Source organism: Micromonospora sp. LOL_024, assembly GCF_048060415.1.
Taxonomy (GTDB): domain Bacteria; phylum Actinomycetota; class Actinomycetes; order Mycobacteriales; family Micromonosporaceae; genus Micromonospora.
This window is the reverse complement of record NZ_JBHMIS010000006.1, coordinates 191,599-205,768: the sequence shown is the minus strand read 5'-3', so window position 1 is coordinate 205,768 and position 14,170 is coordinate 191,599. Positions and strand designations below refer to the sequence as shown.

The following is a 14,170-nucleotide window of genomic DNA, read 5'->3' as shown; positions in this document are numbered from 1 at the left end:
GGGAGGGCGCGGCATGGCGCGGATCGTGGTCCTCGGCGCCGGCGTGGGTGGGCTGGCCGCCGCCGCCCGGTTGGCCGTCACCGGACACCAGGTGACCATCCTGGAACGCGCCGAGGTTGTCGGCGGCAAGCTGGGGCGGCACACCCGGGACTCCCCGGCGGGCACGTTCCACTTCGACACCGGCCCCAGCCTGCTCACGCTGCCCGAGATCTGCCACGATCTGTTCGAGGCGACCGGCGCCAAGCTCGACGAGTATCTCGACCTGGTACCGCTGGACCCGATCGTGCGGCACGTCCTGGCCGGCGGCGGCCCGGTGCTCGACTCCTGCGCCGACCCCGCCGAGTTCACCACCCGCGTCGGCGTGGCCCTCGGTGACCGGGCCGCCGCCGACTGGCAGCGACTGTGGCGGCGCGCCGCCCGGGTGTGGCGGGCCTCCGAACGCGACATCCTGCGCCGCCGCGTCGACTCCCCCCGAGACCTGGCCCGGCTGGCCTGGCGGCTGGGCGACCTGGCCGCGATCCGGCCCGGGCAGAGCCTCCGTGGGCTGGGTCGCACCCTGATCTCCGACCCGCGACTGCGGATGCTGCTGGAGCGGTACGCCACCTACACCGGCGCCGACCCGCGCCGCGCGCCGGCCGCGTTGGTCGCGGTCCCCTACGCCGAGATGACCTTCGGTGGCTGGTACCTGCGCGGTGGGCTGGGCACCCTCGCCGACGCGTTGCTGTCACGCTGCCTGGACCTCGGCGTGCTCGTGCGTACCGGCGCCGAGGCCACCCGGATCGACGCGGTGGGCGGCCGGGTGCACGGGGTACGTGTCGCCGGGCAGCACGCGCCCGTGCCGGCCGACGTGGTGGTGGCCAACGTGGACGCGCTCACCGTCTACCGGGACCTGCTACCCGACCCGCGCCGGCTGGCCGGGCTGACCGACCGCAGCCTGGCCGGCTTCGTGCTGCTGCTCGGCGTACGCGGCGACTCCGGGCTGGCCCACCACAACGTCTTCTTCCCGCGCGACAACGACCCCGAGTTCGACGCGGTCTTCGGCGATCCCGGGCGGGGGGTACGGGCCCGCCCGGCCACCGACCCGACGGTCTTCGTCACCGTCGCGGACGACCCGGCGGTCCGCCCGGCCGGGCACGAGGCGTGGTTCGTGCTGGTCAACGCCGCCCGGCAGGGCACCGCGCCGGGGGCGGTCGACTGGAGCCGACCAGGTTTGGCGCAGGCGTACGCCGACCGGATCCTGGACGTGCTGGCCGAACGCGGCGTGGACGTACGGGACCGGCTGGTGTTCCGCGACGTCCGTACCCCGGCCGACCTGGCCGCCGCGACCGGCGCGCCGGGCGGCAGCATCTACGGCACCGCCGGTGGCCTGCTCCGCCCGGCCAACCGTAGCCCGGCCCACGGCCTGTGGCTGGTCGGCGGGTCCAGCCACCCGGGTGGCGGCCTGCCGATGGTGACCCTGTCCGCGCAGATCGTCGCCGACGCGATCGGTCCCGCCTGGTAGGTGTAAGGAGGGGCCCTTGCCGACGCCTGCGGTATGGGAGGGCCCCCTGTTGACGCGCTGTGGGCGGGCGGTTCAGCCGGCGTCGATCAGTGCCCGGCGCACCGCGGAGATCAGCTGCCCCAGCCCGAAGGCGGCGAGCAGCACCCAGACCGCGGTCGCCATGGTGATGGTGCCGGCGGCCAGGTCCACCTGGATCAGGCCGGTCAGGCCGGCCAGCAGCAGCCCGGCCACGGCCACGCAGACCCGGGTGGGACGCTCCCCCACGGTGACCGCACCGATCTCCCGCATGCCGGCGGCGACCGCGCGGGCCCGGACGTACTCGTGCAGCCAGGACAGCGCACCACCCGCCACCACCAGCGCACCCGGCGCACCGACCAGCCAGAACGCCACCAGCCAGGCGACCTCGCCGAGCCGGTCGGCCAGCGAGTCGTAGACGTAGCCGAGCCGGGTGGTACGGCCGGTGGTCACCGCCACCGCACCGTCGACGCTGTCGGCGACCGAGGCGAGCAGCACGAACAACGCGCCCAGGAACGGGCCGTCGCCCGGCCGGACCGCGAGCAGCGGTACGCACAGGCAGAGCAGCACCCCGGCCACGGTCACCGCGGTCGGACCAACCCGCAGCCGGCCCAGCAGGAACCCGACGTGGTAGGAGAAGCGCAGCCAACCGCGGACCACCGGGGTGGCTGCCCGGGGGTCGAACCCGCCGTGCAGCCGCGCCCACGCGGTGGCGTACTCGTGCCAGTTCAGCTGTCTGCCCACCACGGTTCAACCGTCACGACGGCGCTGAGGTGTCGCGCGCCGACTGTCACGTCGCGACGTTGACCCGCAGGTTCTGCCAGATCTCCCGGGTCGCGGTGGACCGGTTGAAGGTGATGAAGTGGATTCCGGGGACACCTTCGTCGAGCAGTCGCCGGCACATTTCGCTGGTCTGCTCGATGCCGAGCCGGCGGACCGCCTCCGGATCGTCGGCGACCCGGTCGAAGCGCGCGGCCAGCGCCGCCGGAAAGGGGGCGCCGGACAGCTGCACCGACCGCTCGATGGTGCCGAGCCTGGTCACCGGCATCACCCCGGCCAGGATCGGGGTGTCACAACCGGCGGCGGCCACCCGGTCACGCAGGCGGAGGTACTCGTCGGCGTCGAAGAACATCTGGGTGACCGCGAAATCCGCGCCGGCCCGGCACTTACGGATGAAGTACTCGGTGTCGGTGGCGACGTCCGGCGAGCGCGGATGCCGGTACGGGAAGGCGGCGACGCCGACACTGAAGTCACCGGAGCGGCGGACCAGGCGGACGAGATCCTCGGCGTAGTGCACGCCATCGGGGTGCGGGATCCACTCCCCGGTGGGGTCGCCCGGCGGGTCACCGCGTACCACGAGGACGTTGCGCACTCCGACGCCGGCGAGCCGGCCGACAACGTGCCGCAGCTCGGCTACGGAGTGGTTGACGGCGGTCAGGTGGGCCATCGGCAGCAGGGTGGTCTCGGTGGCGATCCGCTCGGTGACCGCGACCGTGGTGTCCCGGGTCGAGCCACCGGCACCGTAGGTGATCGAGACGAACGAGGGCCGCAACGGCTCCAACTCGCGGATGGCCTGCCAGAGCTGCCGCTCACCCTGCTCGGTCTTGGGCGGCATGAACTCGAAGGAGAAGGTCGGCTGGCAGTCGCGCACCAGATCCCCGATCGCCGGTTGCGAATTCGGGAGTATCGAGGGAAGACCGAGCGCCACACGTGGACTCTAGCGGGCCGAGCCGAAGACCCCTACCGGCTTCCCATCGGTGGGGACGGCAGGCGGCACGGCGAAACCGTCGTACCTCTGGGGTAGTTCTGTGTTCAGCGTGGGTGCGGCCGACGTCGCACCGGGGCCGCGCGGGGGTCAGTTGTCCGACCAGTTGTCCGACCAGTTGTCCGACCGGTGGCGCACCGGCACCGTCCCGGGTGGGCGCTCCGTCCCCCGGGGGGACGTGCCGGGCCACCCCCACCGACCCGCCCGGAGGACCCATGTCTCCTTGTCCGCCCGAGGCAATGCTGACCGGATCGATGGTGGCCCGGCTCCGGCTCGCCCGGGGCTGGAGCCAGTCCCGGCTCGCCGCCGAACTCTGCGCCGCGGCCGGTGTGAGCACGCTGAGTAGGCACGAGATCTCCCGATGGGAGCGCCAGGTACGCGCGCCCGGCCGCTTCTGGCGCGACTGGCTCACTGAGGTTCTCGCGGTCAGCAGTGATCGGCGACCACACACCACACCCGGCGGCTCCGGCCGGCGCGTCGCCCGGCCGACCCGACCGGGCACCGTCGGCACGCCGACCCGACCCATGAGCAGCCGTGCCGCGACGCGCCGGGAGCCGGGTGCGTCGGCGCGTCGCGGCCCGACCCACTAGCGTCGGGACGTGACCCACGCTGCTCCTGTCTCCCCCGTCGACCGTGCCAGCCTGCGCCAGCGGGTCGACCGGTCACTGTCGGACTTCCTAGCCCGCCGTCGAGCCTGGATGACCGACGTCGACGACGCCCTGGTGCCCGTCGCCGAGGCGATCGAGGCGTTCGTGCTGGGCGGCGGCAAGCGACTACGGCCGGCGTTCGCCTACTGGGGGTATCGGGGAGCTGGTGGGGTGGACACCGACCCCGTGGTCACCGCTCTCGCCGCGCTGGAGTTCGTCCAGGCCAGCGCCCTGATCCACGACGACCTGATGGATCGATCGGACACTCGCCGGGGCGAACCGGCCGTCCACCGTCAGTTCGCCGCCCGACACCGGTCCGCCGGCTGGGGTGGCAACCCGGACGGCTTCGGCGACGCCGCAGCGATCCTGTTGGGCGACCTTTGCCTCGTCTGGTCCGACGAGCTGCTGCACTCCGCCGGGCTCGACCCGCGGTCGGTGGCCCGCGTCCGGCCCGACTTCGACGAGATGCGCACCGAGGTCACCGTCGGGCAGTACCTCGACGTGTTGACCCAGGCCACCGGCGACACCTCGGTGGAGCGGGCCAGCAAGGTCGCCCGGTACAAGTCGGCGAAGTACACCGTGGAACGGCCGCTGCTGGTCGGCGCGGCGCTGGCCGACGCGCCAGCCGACGTCCGCATCGCCTACTCGGCGTACGGGCTGCCGCTGGGTGAGGCGTTCCAGCTGCGCGACGACGTGCTCGGTGTGTTCGGCGACCCGGCCCAGACCGGCAAGCCGGCCGGCGACGACCTGCGCGAGGGCAAGCGGACGTACCTGGTGGCCGCCGCGCTGGAAGCGACCGACGAGGCCGCTCGTGCGCTACTGCTTGGCGGGCTCGGCGATGCGGAACTGGACGCCGCCGGGGTGGCCCGGCTACGCGAGCTGATCGTCGCCACCGGCGCGTTGGCCCGTACCGAGCAACGCATCGTCACACTGACCGACGCGGCGCTCGCCGCGCTGACCGCCGTCGATCTGGAGACCGAGGCCCGCCAGGCCCTGGTCGACCTGGCCATCGCCGCCACCCGCCGCGCCGACTGACAGCCGGGCGAGCGGGCGGACCGACGGCGGGGGCTAGAACCCGAGGGCCTGGGCTCGTCGTTTGACCTCCCGGGCGTGGTCGCCGGCGAGGGCCGCGGCGGGGGTACCGCCGGACAGCGTGTCGTCGGGCTCGTAGAGCCAGCGCAGCACCGCCTCGTCGTCGTAGCCGGCATCGGCCAGCAGGTTGAGCACGCCGGGCAGATGCTTGAGCACGGTGCTGTTGGCCACCAGGTCGGCCGGGATCCGGCGGACACCGTCGCGGCGTACCGCGATCAGCTCCCGATCCCGGATCAGCTGATGGACCTTGCTGATCGGCAGATCGAGCCGCTCGGCGACGTCCGGCAGGGTCAGCCAGCCGGACGCGGCAGGGCCAGGGCCGGGCACGGCGGTATCGGCGGGTACGGAGTCGGTCACGCGCAACACCCTGCCACGCCGCCCCCACCCGCGGCCAATGACCTCCCAACACCCGTGTTGAGCAGGGCAGATCGTCCCACTGTCCGCGCGGCGGACCCACGAATCTCCGTCCAGCTGTAGCATCCTGTTCAACCTTCATCCCCCGACACATAGACTGCCTGCCGATGGACACACAGGTCGCCGACACGTTGCTTGGCTCGCTGATCGACGGGCGCTACCGCATTCGCGGTCGCGTGGCCCGTGGCGGCATGGCGACCGTGTACACCGCCATGGACGAGCGGCTCGAGCGCCCCGTGGCGCTCAAGATCATTCACTCGACCCAGGGTCCGCCGGGCCGGGCCGGCGCGGGGAACTTCGTCGACCGGTTCACCGACGAGGCCAAGACGATCGCCCGGCTGACCCACCCGAACGTCGTCGCGGTCTACGACCAGGGCACCCACGCCGGGCGGCCCTACCTGGTGATGGAGTTCGTCCGCGGGCGCACCCTGCGCGAGCTGCTGACCGAACGGCGTCGACTCAACCCAGACGAGGCGTTGGCGATCGCCGAGCAGATGCTCGCCGCGATCGCCGCCGCCCACCGTGCCGGGCTGGTGCACCGCGACATCAAACCAGAGAACGTGCTGGTGGCCGAGGCGCCCAGCGGCGGTCCCGCCAACCTCGTCGACAGCGTGGTCAAGGTCACCGACTTCGGGCTGGCCCGAGCGGTCGAGGCCAGCACCGACCACGACAGCGGCAACCAGCTGATGGCCACCGTGGCGTACGTCGCCCCCGAGCTGGTCACCGACGGCCGGGCCGACGCGCGCACGGACGTCTATTCGACGGGGATCGTGCTGTTCGAGATGCTCACCGGTCGCGTGCCGTACGAGGGCGACCGGCCGATCGACATCGCCTGGCAGCACGTCGACCGGGACGTTCCCGCACCGTCGACACTGGTGCCCGGCCTGCCGAGGTTGCTCGACGACCTGGTCGCCCGGGCCACCCGACGCGACCCGACGGCACGCCCCGCCGACGCCGGCACGCTGCTGGCCGAGGTACAGGTGGCCCGGGACGGTCTCGGCACCGCGAACAGCCAGACCACCATGCTGCCGCCGGTGACCGGCGACCCCGCGGTGTCCCAGCCCACGATGATGGTGGCGGCGGTCCGCCCGCCCGAGCGGCCGACCTGGGCGCGGCTGCCGGAGGGCGGCGAGCCGACCCGCGGCAGGCGCCGGGCCGCCCCGAGCGCAGCGGGCGACCTGCGATCCTGGCTGCCCGCGCTGGGTAGCCGACTGACCGGCGAGGGGAGCGGACGCCTCGGCGTCGCCGCCGTCGTGGTGGTGCTCGGTCTGGTCGCCGCACTCGGCGGCTGGTGGTTCGGGGTGGGCCGCTACACCACCACGCCGGAGCTGGTGAGTATGAGCAAGGCCGAGGCGGCGGCACAGGCATCCCAGTCGGGCTTCACGCTGCGCTACGCAGACCCGCGCCACGACGACCAGGTCCCGCGCGACGGTGTGGTGGGGCAGGAGCCCGCCTCGTCCGCCCGGATCCTCAAGGGCGGCACCATCACCCTCACCCTGTCGCTGGGCCCCGAACGCTTCGAACTGCCGGACGTGGTCGGCAAGGACTTCGACCTGGCCGAGGCGGACCTGGTGAACGCCCAACTGAAGGTCGTCAAGGGCACCGCCCGCTACGACGACGGCCTGCCGGAGGGCGTGGTGGTGGCCACCAACCCGGAGGCGGGCAAGGAGGTCGGGCCGGGCGACGAGATCACCCTGGTCCTCAGCAAGGGCCGCGCCCCGATCACGGTGCCCAACCTGGTCGGAAAGAAGCTCAACGAGGCCCGCACCGAGATCGCCCGGCTCGGCCTGGTGCTGGTGGAGCCGACCTACAAGGAGTCCGACAAACCGCGCGACGAGGTGATCGGGCAGAGCCCGGCCAACGGCAGCGGCGTGGAGAAGGACGCCCAGGTCCGGCTGGAGGTCAGCGAAGGGCCGCCGCAGGTGACCGTGCCCCGGGTGATCGACCTGCCCTGTCAGCAGGCGAAGCAGGTGCTGGAGAGCCAGGGCTTCCAGGTGGCGGTGCAGTTCAACCCGAACGCCGTGACCCGGTTCCAGAACCCGAACGAGAACGCCCAGGTCCCCCCGGGTACCCGGATCACCATCGGCTGTTTCTGACCGTGAATCCTGATCCTGGCCGCCGGCCGATCGGCTCGCACACGCCCACCTCGGGCGGGCTGGCGAAGGCGGCGCTGCCGTACATCGACGCCGCCGGTTCCGAGGTGGCGCAGGTCTACGTCGGCAACTCCCGGGGATGGGCGATGCCGGCCGGAGACCGAACACAGGACACGCTGTTCCACGACGGCTGCGCCGAACGGGGCGTCGCGACCTACATTCACGCCTCGCTGCTGGTCAACCTGGGTTCGCCGACCGAGGCCACGGTCGAGCGGTCGAGCCTGACCCTGGCCCACGCGCTGCACCGGGGCTCGGCCATCGGGGCCCGCGCGGTGATCTTCCACGCCGGCAGCGCGGTGGACGCCGGGCACACCGAGACCGCCATGCGGCAGGTACGCGAGTCGTTGCTGCCACTGCTGGACTCCGCCGCGGAGACCGGCGGCCCCATGCTCCTGGTCGAGCCGAGCGCCGGCGGCGGCCGGTCGCTGGCCTGCCGGGTCGAGCACCTCGGGCCGTACCTCGACGCGGTGGACCGACACCCGTGGCTCGGCGTCTGCTTCGACACCTGCCACGCCTGGGCCGCCGGGCACGACCTGGCCGCCCAGGGCGGGATGACCGCGACGCTGGACAGCCTGGTCGACGCCGTCGGAGCGGAGCGACTGCGGCTGGTGCACGCCAACGACTCGAAGGACCTGTGCGGCTCCACCCGCGACCGGCACGAGAACATCGGCAAGGGCACGATCGGCGAGCCCGCCTTCGCGGAGTTGATGCGACACCCCGCCACCGCTGGCGTACCGATCCTGGTCGAGACCCCCAGCGAGGGCCACGCCGTCGACATCGGCACCCTGCGCCGCCTCGCACCGACAGTTTGATCAGAAAGTTCGCGTCACCCGGGCGCCGAATCCTGACGCAAACCACTCGATCGGCGGGTCAGCGGCGGAGGATCCGGGTGAGGACGACGGCGGCATGGTCCACGGCGGCATCGGTGAGATCCATGTGAGTGACCAGGCGGGCCGTCTTCGGCCCGAGCACCGAGATCAGTACGCCCTCGGCGCGCGCGGCGGCGGCAAGCCCGAGGGCGTCCAGCGGCGACTTGGACAGGTCCAGCGGCACCAGGTTGCTCCGCACCGCGGTGGCCAACACCCCAAACGGGGCGATCGACTCGGCCAGCCTCGCGGCCTTCGCGTGGTCGGCGGCGAGCCGGTCGACGTGGTGGGCCAGCGCATACCGACCGGCGGCGGCCAGGATGCCCGCCTGACGCAACCCGCCGCCCATCCGCTTACGGATCACCCGGGCCCGCTCGATCCGATCCGCGGCACCGACGACCAACGACCCGACCGGCGCGCCGAGCCCCTTGGACAGGCAGACCGACAGGGTGTCGAACAGCCCGCCGTAGGTGGCCAGCGGCACCCCGTCGGCGACGGAGGCGTGCCAGATCCGGGCACCGTCGCAGTGCAGCGCCACCTGCGCGGCGTCGGCGACCCGGCGTAGCTCACGCAGCGTGGCCAGCGGGATCACCCCACCACCGCCACGGTTGTGGGTCTGCTCCACGGCGATCGCCCTGGTCGGCACCGCCCAGAAACCGTCGGGACGGATCAAGCCGGCGACCACATCGAGGTCGATCTGCGCGCCCACGGCAGGCCAGGTCCGCGAGGTGATTCCGCCGTACGCGGCAGCGGCCCCCATCTCGTACGTCACCACGTGCGCGTCGGCGTCGCAGAGCAGCTCAGCGCCCGGCGGCACCAGCAGTTGCAGGGCGATCTGGTTGGCCATCGACCCACTCGGGCAGAACAACGCCGCCTCATGCCCGAACAACGCGGCGACCTCGGCCTCCAGGGCGTTGACCGTCGGGTCCTCACCGTAGACGTCGTCACCGACCTCGGCGGTGGCCATCGCCTCCCGCATCCCCGGGGTGGGCCGGGTCACCGTGTCCGAGCGCAGATCGATCGGCGCGTCATGCAGGTCAGCCACGGTCACTCCTTTCGGCTGCGACTGCGGGGCTCGCAAGCTCACTCCTCGCATCAGCCACAGTCATCCCTCCCGGCTGCGACTGCGGGGCTCGCAAGCTCACTCCTCGCATCAGCCACGGAGCATCTCCGCCACCAGGAAGGCCAACTCCAGTGACTGCTGGGTGTTCAGCCGTGGGTCACAGGCGGTCTCGTACCGGTCGGGCAGGTCGAGGTCGGCGATTCCCTGGGCGCCGCCGAGACACTCGGTGACGTCCTCACCGGTCAGCTCCACGTGCAGCCCGCCCGGGTGGGTGTCCAGGCCCCGGTGGACCTCGAAGTAGCCCAGCACCTCGTCGACGATCCGGTCGAAGTGCCGCGTCTTGTAGCCGTTGGACGACTCGTGGGTGTTGCCGTGCATCGGGTCGCACTGCCACACCACCTTGGCGCCTGCGGCGGTCACCTTGGCCACGATCGGCGGCAGCGCGTCACGGACCTTGTGGTTGCCCATCCGGCTGATCAGCGTGAGCCGGCCGGGAACGTTGTCCGGGTTCAGCTTCTCGCACAGCTCGATCGCCTCGTCCGGCGTGGTGGTCGGGCCGAGCTTCACGCCGATCGGGTTGGCGATACGGGAGATGAAATCGACGTGCGCGCCGTCGATCTGCCGGGTGCGCTCGCCGATCCACAGGAAATGGCCGGAGAGCCCGTACGGCCGGCGGCCGGAGACCCGGGTCAGCGCCCGGTCGTACTCCAGGGCCAGGGCCTCGTGCGAGCAGTAGAGGGTGACGGTGCGCAGCGCCTCGTCGTCGGTCATCCCGCAGGCGCGGATGAAGGCCAACGCCCGGTCGATCTCCCGGGCGATGGCCTCGTACCGCTCGCCGGCCGGCGAGTTGCGCACGAAGCCCTTGTTCCAGTCGTGCACGGCGTGCAGGTCGGCCAGCCCACCGGCGAGGTAGGCGCGGAGCATGTTCATCGCCGCCGCCGAGTTCGCGTACGCCCGGATCATGCGCTGGGGGTCGGCGATCCGTGCCTCCGGCGCGGCCTCCAGCGAGTTGATCAGGTCGCCCCGGTAGGCCGGCAGCCCCCGGGCATCCGTCGGCAGCGACCGCGGCTTGGTGTACTGCCCGGCGACCCGGGCCACCTTGACCACCGGCAGCGACGCGCCGTAGGTGAGCACGATCGCCATCTGCAGCAGCGTGCGGGCGTTGGCCAGCAGATGGCTCTCGGTGTTGTCGGCGAACGTCTCCGCGCAGTCACCGCCCTGCAGCAGGAACGCCTTGCCCTCACAGACCAGCGCGAGGCGCTGGCGCAACTGATCGACCTCGTACGGAGCGACCACTGACGGCACCGTGTCGAGCACCTTGCAGACCTCGGCGACCTGCTCCTGGTCCGGCCAGGGCGGGGTCTGGGCACGCGGCAGAGCCCGCCAGCGGTCCAGGCCGAGGGCCTCGTCCTCGGCGGAGTCGACGGTCGGGCGGCTGGTCTGCAGCACCCGGCTGCCCACCGCCGGATGGCTCAGCTGATGCCACTCATGGCGCATGACATGCAGCGTACGGCGACCGGCGGACGGACCGTCCGGCGAGGGTGCGGGTTCCGGTAGATGGACGACCGTTGCTGGTGGCGCAGGTCAGGGCGTCGGTGCCGGGTCGGGGCTGTTGGCGCCGGGCCGCTCGTCGGAGATGCACCAGTCGAGCCCGTCGCGGGTGACCGTGAACAGCAGTGGGCGGGTGGCCTTGCGGCTGCCGACGGTCACCGTGACCGAGGTACTGACCTCCTGCCCGGCCGGGCCCGGCCGGATGTCGGCAATCTCGGCCCGGGACACTTTGAAGTGGTCCCCGAAGTCACCGTTGGCTTCCGTCGCGGCGGCGTCGAACGCCTCGTGCAGCACCGCGCAGAGCTGGCTGCGGCCCGCCGCCACGTCCTTGGCCGTCATCGCGTCGAGGTACGCCTGGACCCGCTCGCGGGATTTCAGCAGCGCCTCCTCGGCGGGCGCCCGTCCCGGCTTCTCCGCCTCGTCCTCACCACCGACGAGCCCGCAACCGAACAGCGCGAACGGCACCGCCGCGAGCAGCACGGCGGCTGCGGCCGATCGCCGGTACGTGACCAGCATCGCTACCTCCCGACGGCGGACAACGAGACACAGTCGAGCGGCGAGTCTGTCACACCCACCGCCGACGCAAGGAGGGGGCCCTTGCTCTTACCGGAGGCGTCAACAAGGGGCCCCTCCTTGCGGGCAAGCCGGACGGGGAGGGGCCGGTGCGGGCCCCTCCCCGTCGTGTGGGTGGTGCGTCGGCCGTCGGCTCAGCCGAGGCCACCCTTGATGGCGCCGATCAGCTCACCGTTGCTGGTGTCACCGGAGAGCTCCCAGAAGAACGCGCCACCGAGGCCCTGGTTCTTCGCGTACGTCATCTTTCCGCCGATGGTCGACGGGGTGTCGTAGCTCCACCAGTTGCTGCCGCACTTGGCGTACGCGGTGCCGCCCACGGTGCCGGTGGCCGGGCAGGTGTTCTTGAGGACCTTGTAGTCCTCGATGCCCTGCTCGTAGGTGCCCGGGGCGGGGCCGGTCGCGGCGCCGCCGGCGGCGGTCTGGGTGACCCCGGTCCAGCCGCGGCCGTAGAAGCCGACGCCGAGCAGCAGCTTGTTGGCCGGGATGCCCTTGCTCTTGAGCTTCTGGATGGCCGCATCCGACCAGAAGCCCTGCTGCGGGATACCCGAGTAGGAGGTGAGCGGCGAGTGCGGGGCGGTGGGGCCCTGCGGGGCGAAGGCGCCGAAGTAGTCGTACGTCATCGGCATGATCCAGTTGAGGTGCGTGGCAGCACCGGCGTAGTCCGTCGCGTCGATCTTGCCGCCGTTGCTGCCGTCCGCGGTGATCGCGGCGGTGACCAGCGCCGACGAGCCGAACCGGGAACGCAACGCGCTGGACACGTTCCGGAACGCATTCGGGCCGCTGGCGTCACAGGTCAGTCCGCAGGCGTTCGGGTACTCCCAGTCGACGTCGATCCCGTCGAAGACGTCCGCCCAGCGCGGGTCCTCGACCAGGTTGTGGCAGCTCTCGGCGAAGGCGGCCGGGTTCTGCGCGGCCTGGGTGAAGCCGCCGGACCAGGTCCAGCCACCGAACGACCAGATCACCTTGAGGTGCGGGTACATCTTCTTGAGCTTGCGCAGTTGGTTGAAGCTGCCACGCAGCGGCTGGTCCCAGGTGTCGGCCACGCCGTCGACGCTCTCCGCCGCGGTGTACGCCTTCTCGTAGTCGGCGTAGCTGTCGCCGATGGCGCACCGGCCGCCAGTGGTGTTTCCGAAGGCGTACAGGATGTGGGTCAGCTTCGAGGCCGAGCCGCTGGTGTGGATGTTCTTGACGTGGTAGTTGCGGGCGTAGACGCCCCACTGGGCGAAGTATCCGACCACCTTCTGCGCGCCCGGGTTCGGGGGCGTGGTGGTCGGGGGCGTGGTGGTGGGCGGAGTGGTGGTGGGCGGAGTCGTCGTCGGCGGGGCGGTGGTCGGCGGTGGGGTCCCGCCGCCGCAGGGCGCGCCGTTGACGGTGCAGTTCAGCGGCGCCCGGTACGCGCCGGTGCCGTTGTAGCCCCAACTGAAGGAGGCACCCGGGGCGAGCGCACCGGCCCAACTCTTCTTGACCGCCACGTAGCGGTTGCCGTTGCGGGTGACATCGGCGTCCCAGAAACTGCCGATGCTGGTGCCTGATGGCAGCTCGAACTCGACACGCCAGGTGCTCACGCTGGCGTCGGAACCGTTGGTGATGGTGACCCGGGCCTCGTGACCGGTCCCCCAGTCCGACACCCGGGTGAACGAGGTGGTCACGCTTCCGGCGCCGAACGCCGAGGCCATCGGGACCGTGGCGACGGTCACCGCGACCACGGCGCCGACCCAGAGGGTCCGGCGGAGCGATCTCTTCATGTGGCGTCTCCAAACAGTTAGGAAACTTTCCAAAAGGATGAGGAGACGCTACTCACGCGTCACCCCTTCGTCAAGATGCGCATGTTTCGATTCCAGGAACCGGGGCCCCGCGCCGGCTGCGGGCGCGGGGCCGACGCCGCAGCCATGCGCGGGCCGCCGGCCAGGCACCTCGTCGGGCACCCGGAGACGACGGTCGGATCGACGGCGGCATCGCCCCACCGCCCCACCGCCGCGGCGCCCATCCGGCACCGGTAGGCATTCGCCGAATTCCCGTTTCGCCGCTCGCCAGAATTCAGGCACCGCCGGACCATGTAGTTGTCATGGAGATTCCGTCTCAGTTACATGAAGGTTCCATGTAGATCCTATGAAAATCCACGCGAGTCGGATTCGAAGGGCGAGTGACCGCCGCCGGACGGACGCGTGGACCGCACCGAAAAATGGTGTGACGCCAGTGAAGAATTCGACGCCACCGGCGAAGGTTGACGCCCGAAGCCATGCGGGCGGGAAGAACGCTTCCCGACGGCCAAGGCGGCAGACCGTGATCGCCTCACCGTCGATATCTACCAGCTCGCCCGGAGATGTTCCGCGTCGGAGGTCTCGCCGGTCACCCGATCGTCAATACCAGAATTACGCGTCGGCTACCAATGTGCGGCCATCATCACAACGAGCTTCCATCCCTGCGCCCGCTACCACGCGGCCGCAACGAGGGCGAGCAACGGGGTTGCCGTTCACCGAAAACTCTCGGGTAGGGTCGAGGCTCGCTCACCTGCGTTGTCTGACTTCGG

At 71.6% G+C, this 14,170-nt stretch carries 12 protein-coding genes; 5 read left to right on the top strand and 7 right to left on the bottom strand.

Going from position 1 to position 14,170, the window contains the following annotated elements:
* Positions 1–13 precede the first annotated feature (13 nt).
* Positions 14–1,501, top strand: coding sequence for a phytoene desaturase family protein (locus tag ACFHWY_RS10425; protein ID WP_416579911.1), 1,488 nt, complete (start codon positions 14–16; stop codon positions 1,499–1,501).
* A 72-nt stretch (positions 1,502–1,573) separates the two neighbouring features.
* Here ACFHWY_RS10425 and ACFHWY_RS10420 read toward each other — a convergent pair whose 3' ends face one another.
* Together ACFHWY_RS10420 and metF are read right to left on the bottom strand one after the other, a co-directional pair.
* Entirely contained in the window at positions 1,574–2,263 is a 690-nt protein-coding gene (locus ACFHWY_RS10420; RefSeq protein WP_416579910.1) for a CDP-alcohol phosphatidyltransferase family protein, read from the bottom strand.
* A gap of 43 nt (positions 2,264–2,306) precedes the next feature.
* Complete coding sequence (gene metF / locus ACFHWY_RS10415) at positions 2,307–3,224, bottom strand: methylenetetrahydrofolate reductase [NAD(P)H] (protein WP_416579909.1); 918 nt, start codon at positions 3,222–3,224, stop codon at positions 2,307–2,309.
* Positions 3,225–3,496: 272 nt separating this feature from the next.
* Between metF and ACFHWY_RS10410 the strand changes: the two genes are divergently transcribed.
* Both ACFHWY_RS10410 and ACFHWY_RS10405 read left to right on the top strand, forming a co-directional pair.
* Complete coding sequence (locus ACFHWY_RS10410; protein WP_416579908.1) at positions 3,497–3,871, top strand: helix-turn-helix domain-containing protein; 375 nt, start codon at positions 3,497–3,499, stop codon at positions 3,869–3,871.
* Positions 3,872–3,880: 9 nt separating this feature from the next.
* Entirely contained in the window at positions 3,881–4,963 is a 1,083-nt protein-coding gene (locus ACFHWY_RS10405) for a polyprenyl synthetase family protein (RefSeq protein ID WP_416579907.1), read from the top strand.
* Between the two features lie 33 nt (positions 4,964–4,996).
* On the opposite strand, the gene ACFHWY_RS10400 is transcribed toward ACFHWY_RS10405, so the two are convergent.
* Positions 4,997–5,377, bottom strand: coding sequence for an Rv2175c family DNA-binding protein (locus tag ACFHWY_RS10400; protein WP_416579906.1), 381 nt, complete (start codon positions 5,375–5,377; stop codon positions 4,997–4,999).
* 164 nt (positions 5,378–5,541) lie between these two features.
* Here ACFHWY_RS10400 and pknB point away from each other — a divergent pair, with 164 nt between their 5' ends.
* Both pknB and ACFHWY_RS10390 read left to right on the top strand, forming a co-directional pair.
* Positions 5,542–7,530, top strand: a complete 1,989-nt coding sequence (gene pknB, locus ACFHWY_RS10395) for a Stk1 family PASTA domain-containing Ser/Thr kinase (protein WP_416579905.1) — start codon at positions 5,542–5,544, stop codon at positions 7,528–7,530.
* Positions 7,531–7,532: 2 nt separating this feature from the next.
* Positions 7,533–8,399, top strand: a complete 867-nt coding sequence (locus tag ACFHWY_RS10390) for a deoxyribonuclease IV (RefSeq protein WP_416579904.1) — start codon at positions 7,533–7,535, stop codon at positions 8,397–8,399.
* Between the two features lie 58 nt (positions 8,400–8,457).
* Here the strand turns inward: ACFHWY_RS10390 and ACFHWY_RS10385 are convergent, their stop codons facing one another.
* The 4 genes from ACFHWY_RS10385 to ACFHWY_RS10370 form a co-directional block, all read right to left on the bottom strand.
* The gene (locus ACFHWY_RS10385; RefSeq protein ID WP_416579951.1) at positions 8,458–9,489 is read right to left on the bottom strand and encodes a threonine aldolase family protein; all 1,032 of its coding nucleotides are present in this window, start codon (positions 9,487–9,489) and stop codon (positions 8,458–8,460) included.
* Between the two features lie 117 nt (positions 9,490–9,606).
* Positions 9,607–11,013, bottom strand: a complete 1,407-nt coding sequence (locus tag ACFHWY_RS10380) for a class II 3-deoxy-7-phosphoheptulonate synthase (protein ID WP_416579903.1) — start codon at positions 11,011–11,013, stop codon at positions 9,607–9,609.
* Positions 11,014–11,100: 87 nt separating this feature from the next.
* Positions 11,101–11,583: a hypothetical protein gene (locus ACFHWY_RS10375; protein ID WP_416579902.1), complete on the bottom strand. Its 483-nt coding sequence runs from the start codon at positions 11,581–11,583 to the stop codon at positions 11,101–11,103.
* Positions 11,584–11,774: 191 nt separating this feature from the next.
* Positions 11,775–13,385 (bottom strand): glycosyl hydrolase family 18 protein, encoded by a 1,611-nt coding sequence (locus ACFHWY_RS10370; protein WP_416579901.1) that lies wholly within the window; start codon positions 13,383–13,385, stop codon positions 11,775–11,777.
* Positions 13,386–14,170: the final 785 nt, after the last annotated feature.